Origin of the sequence: Bradyrhizobium sp. HKCCYLS20291 (genome assembly GCF_051167715.1) — a bacterium.
Classification (GTDB): domain Bacteria; phylum Pseudomonadota; class Alphaproteobacteria; order Rhizobiales; family Xanthobacteraceae; genus Bradyrhizobium.
This window is the reverse complement of record NZ_JBNPTO010000012.1, coordinates 138,738-154,333: the sequence shown is the minus strand read 5'-3', so window position 1 is coordinate 154,333 and position 15,596 is coordinate 138,738. Positions and strand designations below refer to the sequence as shown.

16 protein-coding genes are annotated in these 15,596 nt (G+C 65.9%); 5 read left to right on the top strand and 11 right to left on the bottom strand.

Going from position 1 to position 15,596, the window contains the following annotated elements:
* Positions 1 to 3: 3 nt before the first annotated feature.
* The 3 genes from ACQR07_RS24695 to soxA are packed head-to-tail and all read left to right on the top strand — an operon-like array spanning position 4 to position 1,588.
* Positions 4 to 492, top strand: coding sequence for a SoxY-related AACIE arm protein (locus ACQR07_RS24695; RefSeq protein ID WP_434904726.1), 489 nt, complete (start codon positions 4 to 6; stop codon positions 490 to 492).
* Positions 492 to 812 carry a thiosulfate oxidation carrier complex protein SoxZ gene (gene soxZ / locus ACQR07_RS24690; RefSeq protein WP_434904725.1) on the top strand — a complete coding sequence of 107 codons (321 nt, stop codon included), beginning with the start codon at positions 492 to 494 and terminating at the stop codon, positions 810 to 812. Before ACQR07_RS24695 ends, soxZ begins: the two co-directional genes overlap by 1 nt.
* Complete coding sequence (gene soxA, locus ACQR07_RS24685; RefSeq protein WP_434904724.1) at positions 809 to 1,588, top strand: sulfur oxidation c-type cytochrome SoxA; 780 nt, start codon at positions 809 to 811, stop codon at positions 1,586 to 1,588. Before soxZ ends, soxA begins: the two co-directional genes overlap by 4 nt.
* A 335-nt stretch (positions 1,589 to 1,923) precedes the next feature.
* Here the strand turns inward: soxA and ACQR07_RS24680 are convergent, their stop codons facing one another.
* Entirely contained in the window at positions 1,924 to 2,883 is a 960-nt protein-coding gene (locus ACQR07_RS24680) for a LysR family transcriptional regulator (RefSeq protein WP_434904723.1), read from the bottom strand.
* Between the two features lie 102 nt (positions 2,884 to 2,985).
* Here ACQR07_RS24680 and ACQR07_RS24675 point away from each other — a divergent pair, with 102 nt between their 5' ends.
* Complete coding sequence (locus ACQR07_RS24675) at positions 2,986 to 3,417, top strand: DoxX family protein (protein WP_434904722.1); 432 nt, start codon at positions 2,986 to 2,988, stop codon at positions 3,415 to 3,417.
* Between the two features lie 90 nt (positions 3,418 to 3,507).
* Here the strand turns inward: ACQR07_RS24675 and ACQR07_RS24670 are convergent, their stop codons facing one another.
* The 6 genes from ACQR07_RS24670 to ACQR07_RS24645 form a co-directional block, all read right to left on the bottom strand.
* Positions 3,508 to 5,151, bottom strand: coding sequence for a regulator (locus ACQR07_RS24670; protein ID WP_434904721.1), 1,644 nt, complete (start codon positions 5,149 to 5,151; stop codon positions 3,508 to 3,510).
* A 75-nt stretch (positions 5,152 to 5,226) separates the two neighbouring features.
* Entirely contained in the window at positions 5,227 to 5,913 is a 687-nt protein-coding gene (locus ACQR07_RS24665) for a cysteine hydrolase family protein (RefSeq protein WP_434904720.1), read from the bottom strand.
* A gap of 250 nt (positions 5,914 to 6,163) precedes the next feature.
* The gene (locus ACQR07_RS24660; protein WP_434904719.1) at positions 6,164 to 7,681 is read right to left on the bottom strand and encodes an alginate export family protein; all 1,518 of its coding nucleotides are present in this window, start codon (positions 7,679 to 7,681) and stop codon (positions 6,164 to 6,166) included.
* Between the two features lie 279 nt (positions 7,682 to 7,960).
* Complete coding sequence (locus ACQR07_RS24655) at positions 7,961 to 8,527, bottom strand: hypothetical protein (protein WP_434904718.1); 567 nt, start codon at positions 8,525 to 8,527, stop codon at positions 7,961 to 7,963.
* A 71-nt stretch (positions 8,528 to 8,598) separates the two neighbouring features.
* Positions 8,599 to 8,940: a hypothetical protein gene (locus ACQR07_RS24650; RefSeq protein WP_434904717.1), complete on the bottom strand. Its 342-nt coding sequence runs from the start codon at positions 8,938 to 8,940 to the stop codon at positions 8,599 to 8,601.
* A gap of 1,220 nt (positions 8,941 to 10,160) precedes the next feature.
* Positions 10,161 to 11,189 (bottom strand): S1C family serine protease, encoded by a 1,029-nt coding sequence (locus ACQR07_RS24645; RefSeq protein WP_434904716.1) that lies wholly within the window; start codon positions 11,187 to 11,189, stop codon positions 10,161 to 10,163.
* Positions 11,190 to 11,342: 153 nt separating this feature from the next.
* On the opposite strand from ACQR07_RS24645, the gene ACQR07_RS24640 reads away from it, so the two are divergent.
* Positions 11,343 to 12,113 carry a thermonuclease family protein gene (locus tag ACQR07_RS24640; RefSeq protein ID WP_434904715.1) on the top strand — a complete coding sequence of 257 codons (771 nt, stop codon included), beginning with the start codon at positions 11,343 to 11,345 and terminating at the stop codon, positions 12,111 to 12,113.
* 164 nt (positions 12,114 to 12,277) lie between these two features.
* Here the strand turns inward: ACQR07_RS24640 and cyoD are convergent, their stop codons facing one another.
* The 4 genes from cyoD to ACQR07_RS24620 all read right to left on the bottom strand — a co-directional run bounded on the left by cyoD (position 12,278) and on the right by ACQR07_RS24620 (position 15,570).
* Positions 12,278 to 12,670: a cytochrome o ubiquinol oxidase subunit IV gene (gene cyoD / locus ACQR07_RS24635; RefSeq protein ID WP_434904714.1), complete on the bottom strand. Its 393-nt coding sequence runs from the start codon at positions 12,668 to 12,670 to the stop codon at positions 12,278 to 12,280.
* Positions 12,667 to 13,308 carry a cytochrome c oxidase subunit 3 gene (locus ACQR07_RS24630; protein ID WP_434904713.1) on the bottom strand — a complete coding sequence of 214 codons (642 nt, stop codon included), beginning with the start codon at positions 13,306 to 13,308 and terminating at the stop codon, positions 12,667 to 12,669. The genes cyoD and ACQR07_RS24630 overlap by 4 nt, the downstream gene beginning before the upstream one ends.
* Before the next feature lie 24 nt (positions 13,309 to 13,332).
* Positions 13,333 to 14,166 (bottom strand): COX aromatic rich motif-containing protein, encoded by an 834-nt coding sequence (locus ACQR07_RS24625; RefSeq protein ID WP_434904712.1) that lies wholly within the window; start codon positions 14,164 to 14,166, stop codon positions 13,333 to 13,335.
* Positions 14,167 to 14,238: 72 nt separating this feature from the next.
* Complete coding sequence (locus ACQR07_RS24620) at positions 14,239 to 15,570, bottom strand: PQQ-dependent sugar dehydrogenase (RefSeq protein WP_434904711.1); 1,332 nt, start codon at positions 15,568 to 15,570, stop codon at positions 14,239 to 14,241.
* Positions 15,571 to 15,596 lie beyond the last annotated feature (26 nt).

Sequence of the window (15,596 nt, the reverse complement as noted above, 5' to 3'; positions counted from 1 at the left end):
CATATGAGCAGCATGATCGAATCGCTCTCCTTGTCTCGCCGCTATCTGCTGCAGCTGGCCGGAACGGCCGCGGCAGCCGGCGCGCTACCGCTGGTCACCATTCGCCCGGCGCAGGCCACGCCGGCGATGCTGTCGTCTGCGATCCGCAACGTCGTCGGCGACGCCAAGGTGAGCGTCGGCAAGGTCCGGCTCGACATTCCGCCGCTGGTCGAGAACGGCAACACCGTGCCGATGAACGTCAGCGTCGATCACCCGATGACGCCGGACAACTTCGTCAAGAGCATCCACGTCTTCAACGAGAAGAACCCGCAGCCCAACGTCGCCAACTTCCATCTGACGCCCAGCGCCGGCCGCGCTCAGGTCGCCACGCGCATCCGGCTCGCCGATACGCAGAAGGTGGTCGCGATCGCAAGGCTCTCCGACGGCTCGTTCTGGTCGGCGACCGTCGACATCATCGTCACCTTGGCCGCCTGCACCGAGGAGATGCCGTGATGGCTGCCGCCCTGGTCAACGTTCCGCCCAAGGCCAAGCGTGGCGCGGTCATCGAGATCAAGACCTTGATGAGCCACGTCATGGAGACGGGCTATCGCCACACCGCGACCGGCGAGGTGGTGCCGCGTGACATCATCACCAGCTTCAGCTGCAGGTTCAACGGCACCGAGATCTTCCGCGCCGACCTGTTCCCTGCGATCGCCGCCAACCCGTATCTGTCGTTCTTCACCACGGCCAGCGAGAGCGGCCGCTTCGAGTTCGAATGGATCGGCGACAACGGCTTTGTCGCCAACGCGTCGGCAGCGATCACGGTCGAATGATGCGGCGCGCCTGGCTCGCTGTTATGGCTCTGCTCGGCGCCGCGCTGCCTGTGCTGGCCGGAGAGATTGCCGACTCAGAGCGCCGCTCCGGCTCCACCTTCATGTCGGCCGACACCAAGGCGATGCAGGACGACGACACCGCCAATCCCGCGATGCTGGCGGTGCTGGATGGCGAGACGCTGTGGACGACGAAGGCCGGCGCAGCGAACAAATCATGCAGCGATTGTCATGGCGACGTTGCCATCAGCATGAAGGGCGTGGCGGCGCGCTATCCCGCCTTCCATGCTGCGAGCAGCACGCCTGTCGATCTCGGCCAGCGCGTCAATCTCTGCCGCAGGCAGCACCAGAACGCCGAGCCGTTCGCACCGGAGAGCCGCGAACTGCTGGCGCTGACGGCGCTGATCGCCAAGCAGTCGCGCGGCATGCCGATCACCGCCGGCGACGATCCGCGCCTCGCGCCGTTCGTGGCGCGCGGACGCGCGCTGTTCACGCAGCGGCAGGGCCAGCTCAATCTCGCCTGCAGCACTTGCCACGACGACAATTGGGACAAGCACCTCGCCGGCTCCGCGATCACACAGGGGCAGCCCACGGGCTATCCGATCTACCGTCTGGAATGGCAGGGCATGGGCTCGCTGCAACGCCGCCTCCGCGGCTGCATGACCGGCATCCGCGCCCAGGCCTTCGAGTTCGACGCCCCCGACATGATCGCGCTGGAGCTGTATCTGATGTCGCGCGCGCACGGCATGACAAGCGAGGCGCCGGCGGTGCGGCCGTGAGGATGCTGACCCTACGACGGTTCTCGGTAGTTCACTTGGCGCGACGACGGATGATCATTGTCGCTAGGCTCGCTCTCTCAACACGTCATTCCGGGGCGTGACGCGAAGCGGCACCAGCCCGGAATCCATAGCACAGGCCTTCGTTTGGCGAAGAAAGACGCCGCTATCAGCCCCGGTCCCATGCCCGCCTGTGGCTATGGATTCCGGGCTCATTCGCGCTGCTTCAAAATGGCTGCGCCATTTTGCGCGCGAATGCCCCGGAATGACGACGTCGGATGTCGGGAGCGACAACACACCAACTGAGATCAGCTCAGCAAGGACCCGTTCCACCTTCATCACGCCCCCGCCTTGCGTCCCTTCCCTGTGCCGGCCGAGATCGCGTCGATTGCCGCCGCGGGACCCTCCGAGGCCTGCTTCATCAGCGGGTCGGCGGCGATGAAGTCGATGAAGGTGCGGACCTTGGCCGAGAGATATTTGCGGCTCGGATAGACCGCCAGCAGCGGCGCCCTGATGGTCATGGCCTCCGGCAGCACCGTCTCCAGCCGGCCGGCCGCGAGGTCGTCGGCCATGAGCCAGCGCGGCAAGACCGCCATGCCCATGCCGGCGACGGCAGCGTGATGCAGCAGGGTCTCGTTGCCGCTGATCAGCACCTCGTTGAAGCTGATTGCGACCTCGCCATCTGGCGTGGGAACGATCACTGACCGCAACGGATAGAGCGCGTATTTCAGCATTGCATGACCGTTGAGATCGGTCACGGCCTTCGGCCGCCCCGCGGCGGCAAGATAGCTCGGGGCAGCCACCAGCTGCATCAGGATCGGCGGCAGCGGACGCGCGATCAGCCCGTCGCCCGGCGCTGCCGAGACGCGCAGCGCCAGATCGAAGCCTTCCTCGACGAGATTCACCAGCCGGCCGCTGAGATCGAGATCGAGCACGACGTCCGGATGGCGCGCGCGGTAGGCCGCGAGCATGCCGGCAAACAGCGGATTGGCGAACCAGACGGGTGCGCTGACCTTCAAGGTGCCGCGCGGGATCACCGTGGCCCTGCTGACGACCGCCTCGGCCTCGTCGAGCTGATCGAGCATCGGACGCACCTGGTCGAAATAGACCTGGCCCGCCTCGGTCAGGCCGACGCGCCGGCTGGTGCGGTTGAGCAGCCGGGTCGACAGCCGCTGCTCCAGCTGCATGACGTGCTTCGAGGCCATCGCCGGCGACATGTTCAGGCGGTCGGCCGCCGCGACGAAGCTCTTGAGCTCGGTGACCTGGCAGAACACCCGAATACTGACCAGCGTATCCATCATCAACCCAGGGGAAATGATACTTCAACAACGAGCATAATGATCAAACTGGAAGAAATCATCAATGTCGGGGGTACGATTTTCAACCTTGGAGACCCCTCGATGTCCGCGACCACGACCAACGACCTCCCGCTGCAGCCCTCCCTCGCGCTGCGCATCGGCCTCTGGACCGCCCAGGTGCTCGTGTTTGTCCTGTTCACCTTCTCCGGCGTCATGAAGACCTTCACGCCGATCCAGGAGCTCGCGCAGATGATGCCGTGGGCCGGCGAGTATTCGGTCCCCTTTGTCCGCACCATCGGCCTGATCGATCTCGCGGGCGGCCTCGGCATCCTGTTGCCGTCGCTGACCCGGATCATGCCGCGCCTGACCGTGCTGGCCGCGCTCGGCTGCAGCACCCTGCAGGTGTTCGCCTTCGTCTTCCACATCTCGCGTGGCGAAGGCGCCGTGACGCCGCTCAACATCGTGCTGCTGGCGCTGTCACTGTTCGTGCTGTGGGGCCGCAACGGCAAGGCCCCGATCGCGCCGCGCGGTTGAGCCGGCGGCCGCCCAACGACGTCATTCCGGGGCAAGGCCGACAGGCGTCCCCCGGAATGACGACGCGTTAGATGGCGTGATGCGGTCCACCTACTCCGCCGGCGCCGCGTGCATGTCGGCGTGCGGCACGTAGCTCTCGGACATGCCGAGCCTGCCCAGTGCAAACAGTCCGCCGGCGACCACGACATAGGCCAGCGCCACCGCCGGCGTCACGCCGATGCCGACGGCCTCGCCGTGCATGAAGCCGAAGAACGTCATCACCGCGCCGGCGAGCGCGAACGCCGCCGCCTTGGTGAAATCGCGCTCGATCACGAACACGCCGATCGCGCCGAGCACCAGGCCGGCGAGAATCGAGCCACCGCCCATCACCTCGAGCCCGTGATACAGCACGCCCTGCTGCGGCAGCGCCGCGATGGCGGCGGTCTTGACAGCATCGACCTTATCGGCGGCCAAGCCGCCGACCGCCTGCGCCGCCGTCACGGTCGAGGCCAGCATCGTGTCGATCTGCAGCTTGGCCCAGGCCGCGAGATGCGGCGTGAACGCGAGCACGATCGCCGGCGCGTGCTTGACCGGCGTGGTCTGAAACGCCTGCGCGCCGATCAGCATGCCGATGTAGAGCAGGATCGGCGAGATCGCGACCACCGGCACCAGCGCCAGCAGCACTGAGATGATGCCGAGCCAGGACAGCACGATCACCATCAGGCCGGTCGCCGCGGAATAGCCGATGCGGCCGCCCATCGCCTTCCAGCCGGGATGGCCGATATAGACGGCGTTGATGAACGGATTGCCCATCATGCAGCCGATCAGGCTGACGATGCCGTCGGCGGTCAGCACCCGCGTGGTCGGATATTCGTCGCCGGCCGCTTCAGCGCTCTCGACGTTGTCCATGGCTTCGACGAGGTCGTAGATGCCGAACGGGATCGCGGTGACCAGGATGATGCCGAGATATTCGAAGCCGGAGAACACCGTGCCGAACGCCGGCAGCGGCACCGAGAAGCCGAAGCTCGCAAAGGCATCGCCGACGCCCTTGACGCTGAGGCCGCCGAGCCCGAGCCCGAACAGGTTCGATCCCCAGGCGATGACCATTCCGACCGCGATCGCGACGAGGCCGGCCGGCAGGCCCTTCGGATATTTCACGCCGCCGAACCAGCTGACCAGAATGATCGCGAAGCACACCAGGCCGATCTGCGGCGTCATGTACATCTCGAGCGCGGGGCGCATCGAGATGAAGGTGACGGAGACGCCGGCGAGCGTGCCAAGCAGCGCCGCGCGCGGCGTGATCTTGCGGATGTAGGGCGCGATGAAGCCGCCGATCATCAGGATGAAGCTCTGGAAGAACACCCAGACAAGGCCCGCCGACCAGCCCTTCAGCGGATCACCGGTCTTGAGCGTGATCGGCAGCATGATCACGAAGGTGACGATGAACATGTGCGGCACGCTGACGCCCGAGGGCAGCGCGCAGACGTCGGTGCGTCCGGTCTTCTGCGCCAGCCGATAGGCGAGGAACGCGTAGTAGAAGGTCGACAGGCACATCATCAGGCCGAGCGCCGGCAGGATGCGGCCGAACACCAGGCTGTCCGGCATCTTCAGCACGAAGCGCAACAGCCCGGTGAGGACGAGCATGTTGACGAGGATGTTGGTGCCGAAACCGAAGAACGCGTTCCAGTCGCCGGGTGTCCACAGCGCCGGCTTGAAATCCGCTTTGACCGAGCTTGCCGTCCCGCTTCCGCTCATCGCCTTGCTCCCCTGTTGCCTGCAGCGACTACATGATCGAACTCATTCGTCTCGACGCGTCTCTCAACCCAGCTCTCAGCCGATCGCCTTCAGGACCGCGGCGGAGTCGGCGACCCAGCCGAAGATGCCGCCCTGGGCCTTGATCATCTTCAGGCCCATCTCGTGGAATTCCGGAAAGTAGGACGCGCAGCCATCGGAGATGACGACGCAGCGGTAGCCGCGGTCGTTGGCCTCGCGCACGGTGGTGTTGACGCAGACTTCGGTGGTGACGCCGCACACCAGCAGGTTGGCGATGCCGTGCTGCTTCAGCACGTCGCCGAGCTCGGTGGCGTAGAACGCACCCTTGCCCGGCTTGTCGATCACCACCTCGCCGTCGACGGGATAGAGCGCGGGAATGATGTCGTGACCGGCCTCGCCGCGAATGAGAATGCGTCCCATCGGGCCGGGATCGCCGATGCGCAAGGACGGCGCGCCGCGCTCGACCTTGGCCGGCGGCGCATCCGAGAGATCCGGCTTGTGGCCCTCGCGCGTGTGGATCACGAGCATGCCCGTCTTTCGCGCCGCCGCCAGCACGCTGGCGATCGGCCCGACCGCGCGCGCCAGTTGCGACACGTCGTTGCCGAGCGTCTCGCCGAAGCCGCCCGGCTCCATGAAGTCGCGCTGCATGTCGATGATCAGAAGCGCGGTCGCGGCCAGATCGAGCGTGATCGGCTCCGGTTCGGCCGCGATCGTCGTCCCAGCCGATGCAGTTGAGTCCGCCATGTCAGCCGCCTGCTCCCCACGAGAATGGATCGCAAGTAGCGAAGCAAACGCTGTGCCATTGCGTACAATCGGCCCGCGCTTGCCACGACTTTGGAACTGGCAACTTATTCAAGGACTTGATGCGACGGTCGGCGACGCCTGATCGCCGGGCGATGGCCCGCGCCCGCACAGGCCCGCCTATTTGTTGAGCGCCGCTGCACGCGCGTGCGGAGCGCGGCCGGCAAGCAGCCGTGCTTCGCAGACCTGAGACTCACCACAGCATCGTGAGCTGCAGGCGGTAGTAGTCGAAGTCCCGCCCGCGGGCATCGCGAAGGTACTGGCCGGCGAAGACGTGAGCGTAGAGGCCGTGCAGCTGGACGAAGCGGTTGACGTTCCAGGTGGCGTCGAACTGCCCGATTTGCGCCACGTCGAGGGACGTCGAGGCCTTTGCCGTGATCAGCGTCCCGATCGGTCCATAGACGGAATCCGCAGTCGACACCTTGCGAACGACATTCCAGTTCGCGCCGAGCACGAGTCGGGGCGTGACGAACAGCTGCGCATAGGGCTGAACATTGCTGACGTTGGAGACTGACAGCAGCGACATCTCCGAGATCACGCTCGCTGCGGGATAGGCGCCGTTAAAGGTGTGGAAGACGCCGCTCTTCAGATTGTCGTCACCGCTCGCGGTGTGGGCACGAACGCCCAGTTTGGGCGTCGCGCCTCCAAGTGCCTGGACCGGAGCAAACCGGTAGCCCAGATCGGCGAACGCGCCGTAGGCGGAGATCTTCGCCGTGCCGAACGTTCCCCACTGGTAGGTGGCCTCGCCGACATATTCGAAGCCGCTGAAGCGGCCGGCCAGCCGCGCGCCGCCGCTCCAGCGGTCCTCGGCCGCCGTGCCCCGCGCATAGGTGGCGCTGGCCTGCTGGCGACCATAGACATAGGCATCGATCGTCAGCGGAAGGTCGAACGGCTTGCGAACGACGGCATAGACGCCGCGGAAAGTTTCGGCGTTGAACGTGCTGTCGTCGAACGCGCCCGGCGCGATATTGACCGGGTGCGCCGCGAAGGCGCGCAGGGTCAGCAGGCGATCGTCATACTGCGCGAGAAATCCGTCGAACGATCGCCTGAGGTTGGTGGGATCGCGCACCGCCAGCCAGCGGGAATCGCCGAGATAGAGCTCCTGCCGGCCAGACCGCAGCATGGCCGTTCCCGATGCGACCGGCAGCATGACGTCGACGAAGGCCTGGCGCAAATCAGGCTCACTCTGGTCATAGGCCCGCTGCACCGGGCGGCCGCCCTCGGCGGCCGCATCGAACTGGACGAAGGCGCGAAACATCGAGCCTATGTGCAGATCGGCATGCTGGAAGACACGTCCCTGGTTCGACTCCCAGGCGTACCCGCTCTTGCCGATCCCGAACAGATAGGGGTTGTAGGCGTCGAGCCGATAGCGGATCTCGCCGCCGAGCGACAGCCATGCGCCCGGCAAACCTGGCAAGGGGATGTATTTCATCCGCTCCCAGCCGTCTCGATCCGGCTTGTCGGCCAGGTAGGAATAATCCTCCTGCCAGCGATACAGCCGGAATGGCGGCGCAGCCTTGGCCGCAGCGGCGGCATCGCCCTTGGCGTCGCTCTCTTCAGCCCATGCCGGAAGACCGGACGCCAGCGCCGTTGCAATCAGAGCTGCTGCGAGACTCCGCGCGAACGCCCGGCAAAGCCGACCGATCCGCAGCGGACCAGCCGCTTGGCTTTTGCTGCAAACTCCTGGCTTTCGCGATAACAACACACCCATCGACAGCTCTTCGACGCGCCGCAGATACCGGCGCGCGCCCGACAGCCGTCGGTCGCAAACCGGTACGATCCAGCGCGCTCCCCCCTAGCGCTTCTCGTTGCGCTACATGTGATCATTCATGGTGCGGATTGTCACCGGGACCTTGGTAGCAGGTGCTGACTGAGAAGGGCAACATCGCTGCGAGACGCCGAGCGCCATTGCCTGATGCGACCAAGGGGCAACTGCAAACAACAGGGTTGCACATCTCACAGCAACAACCCGATCGAAGTCCCGCGCGCGTCACTTCCAGCTGATCGATCTCTCGAAACCACCAAAATCCACACGCGCTTCATCGCACGGCTTGTTCATGACGAAGCCGAGATAAAGCTCCGCGCGCGGCGCGCCATGGTAGAACCTCAGGAATGAGCATGTTGCGACGGTTCGACCGCCCTTGTCCCGGGCATCGGCAGCGAGATCCAGTTGCTCCACGGTCATCCCATCCGGCCTGTGAACGACCTCATGGCGATGCCATGTGCTTTCATCGATCATCCTGGGCAGGCCATCCCCGATCATGTCTGCAATCGAGCTGCGCTTCATGCGTTCCAGCTCATGCCCCCTGCCACGAACCGCAACCGTGACCTGGTCCTCATAATACATGACGATGAATGGCGGCTCTTCACCGCCGACGCTTCCCAGGATGGTGCCCTTGTGGTCCGTCTGGACGTGCCACATCGCGCCAAACGTGACGGAAAACCCGGGCGTATCGACGATCGTCGGCTCGCCCCCGAGACACGGCCGCGCGACGAGCGTGAGGGCCACGGCCAGACTGGCGATGAGTTTATGGATGATGCTCGATGCGATATTCATCGTTTCCCCGTCTGCAACCGAAGTAACGCGGACCTTCCGCAACGCAAGCCCGCAACGTTGCAACTCGATCTCTAGGGATATCTGATATCGAGCCTGGGAATCCCGGTCGCGGCAGAAACCTCCCGCACGACGGCGGATGCCGTTTTGAATGAGACGTCCGTCGTTGGGATGGCGTACCAGCTGCCATTCCGGAGCTTGAAGTAGGTGCCGTACCAGGGGGGCCCGTCGGCGCTGTATTCGACAGTGCCGAGCGCAACACAATCGTCGAGCGAGCAATCGACGATCGTCTTCGTCCACCCCCAGAAGGACGTCCGCAGGAGTCTTACTCTCCTCGCCGCGAGATCGATTTCAGCCAGCCGCTTAAAAATGAAGCCACGCGATTCGTAGACGAGTCGTCCGACGGTTCGAGGCATGGGAGCGGGGTCAATCATGGGAAGGCCGATGCCACGGCGCTGTGCCGAGTGACACATGGCACTGCCAATCTACGAATGCTCCGAACGAGTCCCGAGTGCAACGACAGGTCGATGTCAGTCACCATGGCTTCAATCTAGCCTGCACGTTCGGCCGCCCGCAAGCTGAGCCGCGTGTCGATGATATCACCCCAAGCGCAGTCCACTCCCCTCCCCCAGTCGCAAGTGCACAGCGGTTGTGGGCAGTGGCGAGGAAGCCCGCTGACCTCGCCATGAATTCTGAAAAATAAAAATATCTTGCGTTTTTCCGGAAATCATGATTTCCTCTGCCCATCCCGCCTCACCGCAGAGGGGCGTTAGCGCGCGATCGTCACGACACGCGAGGTGGGGATGCGATGGCCGCGATGGAGCCGCAGCGTATCCTTGTGATGCGCGGACGAACGGCTCGGCGCGGACGTGAAGTCGCAGGGTCCTGATACCCCGACGCTGGTATCAAGCCGCATGGCCTGACGTGCCGCGCGGTGATGGTGGCCAACAAGCCCGGCGCACCAGGGAGACTGCGTATAAGCGTGAAACCCATCGCGCAGGGAATGCCGGCGTGTTCGGCTTTGCCTGTGGTACCTGCCGCCTGCATTTTTTTCGCAGGCGGGCCATGGGTGAGGCCCTTACCCGGCATTCCCTGCGCCCTCTGCACTGTTTGCGAGGGACGAGCTGATAGCAGACCTCGGGCGCAAAGCGCCGCGGGATCGTAATGTCATGTTCTTGCTGTTTGAGACCGTGAAACCCACCACCAGCGACGCTGCCGTAGGGTGGGCAAAGGCGCGCCCCCGATGTGCGTTGCGAGCCAGACTCCATCCCGCGCCGTGCCCACCATGGAGCTCCGAGTACGCCGATGCACGGTGGGCACGCGACCGCCCTGCGGGCGTCCGCTTTGCCCACCCTACAGACGACAAACTCCGCTGTCGTCCCGGACAAGCCACGACGCGCGACAGCGCGGCGTGGCGCCGATCCGGGACCCATAATCCGCGGCGGACGTGTTGGGTAAAAAGCCAATGACCAGCTGGCCTCAAACCTCTCCCTGGGGGTATGGATCCCGGCGTGCGCCGGGATGACAGCGGTAGTTGTTGCGCGAGATGCGAGCCTCACCCAACGCCGCAACGCAATTGCGCACGAGGCCGGGACGACAGGAGAAGTGGCGGCAAGAGCTCAGCGTGCCGCAACGATCACGACCGCTGCCGCGCCGCCGGCTTGCGCTCCACCGGATGGATGTCGATGCCGCGCAGGCGGCCGAGGCGGAGGACGTCCATCGCGACGGTGCGGCCGATGCGGTCGCGGTCGAGTACGCGGATCAGGTCGTCGACGCCGTTGATGTCGATGCCGTCGAGCCTGATCACGACATCGCCCGGCAACAGGCCCGCGCGTGCCGCCGGCCCGTCCGGCTCGATCTGCATCAGCAGCGCACCCATCTTGTTGTCGACGCCGGCCAGCAGCGCATGCCGCCGCGGCACCGGCGCGGTCTGGCCGGAGACGCCGATATAGGCGCGGCGGACGTAGCCGTGACGGATGATCTCCGCCAGCACGAATTGCGCGGTGTTGCTGGCGACCGCGAAGCAGATGCCCTGCGCACCCTGGATGATCGCCGTGTTGATGCCGATCACCTCGGCGCCCGACGACACCAGCGCGCCGCCGGAATTGCCGGGATTGAGTGCGGCATCGGTCTGGATGACGTCCTCGATCATCCGGCCCGACACCGAGCGGATCGAGCGGCCGAGCGCGGAGACGACGCCGGCCGTGACGGTCGACTCGAAGCCCAGCGGGTTGCCGATGGCGACCACGAGCTGGCCGCGCCGCAGGCTCCTGGAATTGCCGAGCGACGCATAGCGCAGATCGCGGGCGTGATTGGCGCGCAGCAAGGCGAGATCGGTGTCGGGATCGACGCCGAGCACCTGCGCGTCGGTGACGACGCCCTCGACGTCGCGCAGCCGGATGGCCCTGGAGCTGCCGACCACATGGCTGTTGGTCAGCACGAGCCCATCGGGCGAGATCACGATGCCCGAGCCGAGCCCGCCGCGCTCAGCACGGGAGCCGGCTTTCGGGCCGGTCTCGACGCGCACGACGGCGGGGCCGACGCGCTCGGTGACGTCGATGACGGCATTGGAATAGGCGTCGAGCAGCGCCCGGTCATCGACCGGAGCAGCATCAGGCGCTTGCGCCGGCGAGTGGCCGGCGACATCGGAGGTGAAATCCAGCATGATGTAATTCCTTCGTAAGGTCAGATGGGTAGCTGACCGCCCGGGCGCAAGACGGGCAACGCTCGTCGCAGTTCCGCCGCTACTTGGCGAGACTCAGCGCCGATGTGATAGAACTTGACCGGGTATTTGATGAAGTTGATTGCGGGAGGAAGCATGCGTCTGCGAGACCGGCTGTTGTCGTTATGTGCGGCAATTCTGATGGGGGCCGGCATGACCGGCAGTGCGATGGCCGCGACCGCGACGGTGCGCAGCGGCGATACGATCCAGCTCGGCGACACCGTGTATCGCCTCGACGGCATCGATGCGCCGGAGGTCGATCAGCTGTGCATCGACGACCACGCTGATCCCTGGAGCTGCGGCGTCGAGGCGCGCGAGCAGTTGACCAAGCTGATCGGCGGCCGCGCGGTGCGCTGCGAGGACCTCGGTCCCGACAAGCCGCTCAAGACCCGCAAGATCGGTCTCTGCGCCGTCGATGGCGACAAGGTCAGCCTGAACCAGCAGGTCGCGCGCGCCGGCTACGCCATCGGTGTCGACCCGGCCGTGAAGTATCGCGGCAAGGACGATATCGCAGCCGCCAAGGAGGCGCTGCGCGGGCTGTGGAAGGGCTGCTTCATCGCGCCCGGTGAGTTCCGCGCCGACAACAAGGATGGCCCCCTGCTCGGCGCCTCCTGCCGCGCCGACCGTGACCGCGAGATCCGCGCGGTGCTGTTTCCGGACACGCCGAGCGCGCCGCCGGGCTGCACCATCAAGGGCAAGTTCGCCGTCCGCGCCCGCGTCACCGGCAACATCGGCATCTATCATCTGCAGGGCTGCCCGAGCTATCCCGCGACCACCGAGCCCGACCGCTGGTTCTGCTCCGAGGACGACGCAAGAGCCGCCGGCTTCCGCCGCGCCTTCAACTGCCGGGCGCAGAAGGGGAAGTAAGTGAGATCCGTAGGGTGGGCAAAGCGACGCCGCAGGCGTCGCGTGCCCACCATCTGTCGCAGCGTACGAACGGAGATGGTGGGCACGGCGCGGGTAAGTTCAATGTAAGACAGCAAATGTTAGGGGCGCGCCTTTGCCCACCCTACGAGACACAGTAAGATCACTTAGCGCTGCATCTGCATCAGCTGATCCATCGGCATCATGTTGTGGTTGAGGTTCGCCATGATCCACAGCGATCCACCGACCACGAGCACGACGATGAGCAGTCCGAAGGCCAGCGCCAGCACGTTGTTGGTGTTGTCGGGCCCGGTGGTGATGTGCAGGAAGAACACCAGGTGCACGCCCATCTGCGCGATCGCCAGCACGATGATCGCAACCGGGATCGAGGGCTGCCAGACGAGGTCGGTCGCGGCGATGAAGAACGAGGTCGCGGTCAGCAGCACCGCAAACCCGAGGCCGGCGACGTAGAAAAGGATGCGCGAACGCAGATCGCCATGCTGCTGCTCGCCCGGCGCCAGGTCGCCGCGGTCGTCGAACTCCTGAGCATGATCGGTCATGTCGCACTCCCGAGCAGATAGACCACCGAGAACACCGCGACCCAGATGATGTCGAGCGCGTGCCAGAACAGCGCGAAGCACAGGATGCGGCGCTCGATGTCGGCGCGAAAGCCCTTGGCGACGACCTGGGCCATCATCGTCAGCAGCCACAAAATGCCGGCACCGACATGCAGGCCGTGGCAGCCGACCAGGGTGAAGAACGCCGACAGGAACGCGCTGCGGCTCGGCCCGTCGCCGCGCCCGACGAGATCGGTGAACTCCCTGATCTCCAGCAGCAGGAAGCCCGCGCCGAGCAGGCCGGTGACGGCCATCGCGACTTGGAACCAGAGCGCGTTGTGGCGGTCGGCGGCGATGCTGGCCATGCCGCAGGTGAAGCTCGACAGCAGCAGCAGGCCGGTCTCGATCGCGACGTTCCTGACGTCGAACAGCTCGGCGCCGCCAGGGCCGCCGGCGGTCGCGCCCGACAGCACCGCGAAGCTCGCGAAGAAGCACGAGAACATCACGATGTCGGAGAGCAGGAAGATCCAGAAGCCGAAGCCAGTGACGATCCGCTTCGACGCCGGCCCATCATGTTCGGCGGCGCGCAGATGATGCGGATCGGCATAGTCGGGCGCCTGCTCGACGGATGTCACCGACATCGGTCCACTCGGGCTGCAACGAGATCAGTGGGCATGCGACGCTCCGCTCTCCTCCCGCGCCTTGTTCTCGCTCAGTTGCGGCCCCGGCGCGGGCGGAATGTGCTGGCTGGCGATCTTGCCGAACAGCTCGGGATCGGCGAGCCGGTAGGTCTTCGGGCTCTTCTCCACCGATTGCACCGCGAGCGCCTTGTAGCTCGCCTCGTCCAGGACCTGATTGCTCTTGGCCGCATCAGCCACCCAGTTGGCGAAGTCGGGCTGCGCGACGATTTGGGTGTCGAACATCATGTCGGGGAAGCCGTCGCCACTGAAATGCGATGCGAGACCCTTGTAGGTGCCGACATGATCGCCGCGCAGGTTGAGCCGCGTGACCATGCCGTTCATGGTGTAGATCATGCCGCCGAGCTGCGGGATGAAGAACGCCGTCATGACGCTGCCCGACGTCAGCTCGAAGCGCAGCGGCGCGCCGATCGGGACGGTCAGGCTGTTGACGGTGGCGACGCGCTGGTCGGGATAGATGAACAGCCATTTCCAGTCGAGCGACACCGCCTGGATGCGAATGGGAAGTCCGGTGCCGTCGACGGGCTTGCCGGGATCGAGCTGGTGCGAGCCGATCCAGGCGACGCCGCCGAGCAGGATCACGGTCAGCGCCGGGATCGACCACACCACGAGCTCGACGGCGCCGGAATAGGCGAAGTCGGGACGGTAGCGCGCTTTGGTGTTGGAGCTGCGGAACCAGTAGGCGAAGGCCAGCACGGCGATCGAGGTCGGGACGATGATCGCCAGCATGATGATGACGGAGTCGATCAGGATCGTCTTCTCGGCGGCGGCGATCGGCCCGCGCGGATCGAAAATGTTCATGCGGTCATCCGGCACTCAACCCCGCACCCAACCGACGTCGGATGCGGAAGTTCCTGCGCCGCAAGAGACCGCTCAGCGGCTGACGCGCCAGATCGTGCCGTTGCCGTCCTCGGAGATCAGCAGGCTGCCGTCGCGCGCTACGGTGACGCCGACCGGGCGGCCCCAGACCTCGCGGTCGTTGACGACGAAGCCGGTGACGAAGTCCTGATATTCGCCAGTGGGCACGCCGTCCTTCAGCCTGACGCGGATCACCTTGTAGCCGGTGCGCTTCGAGCGGTTCCACGAGCCATGCTCGGCCGCAAAGGCGTCGCCGCGATACTCCGGCGGGAACAGATCCGCGTCGTAGAACGTCAGGCCAAGCGAGGCCGAATGCGCCTGCAGCAGCACGTCGGGCACGCTGATCTTGCCCTTCAGATCAGGCCGCTCGCCGGCATGGCGCGGATCGGGATTGTCGCCCATGTAGTACCAGGGCCAGCCGTAGAAGGCCCCCTCCTTCACCCGCGTGACGAAGTCCGGCACGAGATCGTCGCCGAGGCCGTCGCGCTCGTTGGTCGAACACCAGGGCATGCCGGTCGCGGGCTGAATGGCGAGGCCGGCGCAATTGCGGATGCCGGCCGCGTACAGGCTGCGGTTGGTGCCGTCGGGATCGAACGCCAGCAGTCCGGCGCGGTCGATCTCGCCGCCCCAGGCTGCGCCGAGCGGATGCGCCGCGATCCAGGCCGCGAGACCACCGGATGGCTCGCCGAGCGTTTCGCCGACATTGCCGGCCGAGCCGACCGAAACCAGCATGCGCTTGCCGTCTTTCGTGAAGACGATATCGCGCGTGGAATGGCCGTAGCCGGCCGGCAGGTCGGGCACGACGACCTGCAGCGGACCCGACGCCTTCATGTCGCCGGCGCGATAGGGAAAGCGCATCACGCGCTCGGTGCTCGCGACATAGACCCATTGCGGGTCGACGCTCGGATAGAACGCGATGCCGAAGGGATGGCCGAGCCGGTCGGCGAAGATCTCGCTGGATGCGACCTGACTGCCGTCCTCGCTCGGGCGCAGCACGCGGACGCGGCCGGCCCGGGTCTCGGCAACGAAGATGTCGCCGTTCGGCGCCGTGCGGAGGACACGCGGCTCGCGCAGCCCCTCGGCGAACAGCGCGACCTTGAAGCCGTCGGCCACCTTGGGCACGGCCGAGACCGGCCGCTGCACCACCCGCGAGACGTTGGCGACCGAGGCCGTCGCGCCGGGCTTGGGCAGGTCCGCGGGACGGATCAGACGGGTCGTGCCGGGCGTGTCGCCCTGCCAGCTGCCGAACGCGTCCTTGCCCTTGAGCAGGGCCGGATCGGCGACAGCGGCGGTCACCGCCAGCGCGCTCGAAGCCACTGCAACGGCCATTCTGATCGGTGTCGTCATGCCATCCTCGCGCGCCCCGGACAGCC

Coding starts and splice junctions, on each gene's coding strand:
- ACQR07_RS24650 (WP_434904717.1), bottom strand. CDS start 8,940: ATGCCTCGAACCGTCGGACGACTCGTCTACGAATCGCGTGGCTTCATT.
- ACQR07_RS24660 (WP_434904719.1), bottom strand. CDS start 7,681: ATGGGTGTGTTGTTATCGCGAAAGCCAGGAGTTTGCAGCAAAAGCCAA.
- ACQR07_RS24630 (WP_434904713.1), bottom strand. CDS start 13,308: ATGTCGGTGACATCCGTCGAGCAGGCGCCCGACTATGCCGATCCGCAT.
- soxA (WP_434904724.1), top strand. CDS start 809: ATGATGCGGCGCGCCTGGCTCGCTGTTATGGCTCTGCTCGGCGCCGCG.
- ACQR07_RS24655 (WP_434904718.1), bottom strand. CDS start 8,527: ATGAATATCGCATCGAGCATCATCCATAAACTCATCGCCAGTCTGGCC.
- ACQR07_RS24695 (WP_434904726.1), top strand. CDS start 4: ATGAGCAGCATGATCGAATCGCTCTCCTTGTCTCGCCGCTATCTGCTG.
- ACQR07_RS24645 (WP_434904716.1), bottom strand. CDS start 11,189: ATGCTGGATTTCACCTCCGATGTCGCCGGCCACTCGCCGGCGCAAGCG.
- ACQR07_RS24640 (WP_434904715.1), top strand. CDS start 11,343: ATGCGTCTGCGAGACCGGCTGTTGTCGTTATGTGCGGCAATTCTGATG.
- ACQR07_RS24625 (WP_434904712.1), bottom strand. CDS start 14,166: ATGAACATTTTCGATCCGCGCGGGCCGATCGCCGCCGCCGAGAAGACG.
- ACQR07_RS24680 (WP_434904723.1), bottom strand. CDS start 2,883: ATGGATACGCTGGTCAGTATTCGGGTGTTCTGCCAGGTCACCGAGCTC.
- cyoD (WP_434904714.1), bottom strand. CDS start 12,670: ATGACCGATCATGCTCAGGAGTTCGACGACCGCGGCGACCTGGCGCCG.
- ACQR07_RS24670 (WP_434904721.1), bottom strand. CDS start 5,151: ATGAGCGGAAGCGGGACGGCAAGCTCGGTCAAAGCGGATTTCAAGCCG.
- soxZ (WP_434904725.1), top strand. CDS start 492: ATGGCTGCCGCCCTGGTCAACGTTCCGCCCAAGGCCAAGCGTGGCGCG.
- ACQR07_RS24675 (WP_434904722.1), top strand. CDS start 2,986: ATGTCCGCGACCACGACCAACGACCTCCCGCTGCAGCCCTCCCTCGCG.
- ACQR07_RS24665 (WP_434904720.1), bottom strand. CDS start 5,913: ATGGCGGACTCAACTGCATCGGCTGGGACGACGATCGCGGCCGAACCG.
- ACQR07_RS24620 (WP_434904711.1), bottom strand. CDS start 15,570: ATGACGACACCGATCAGAATGGCCGTTGCAGTGGCTTCGAGCGCGCTG.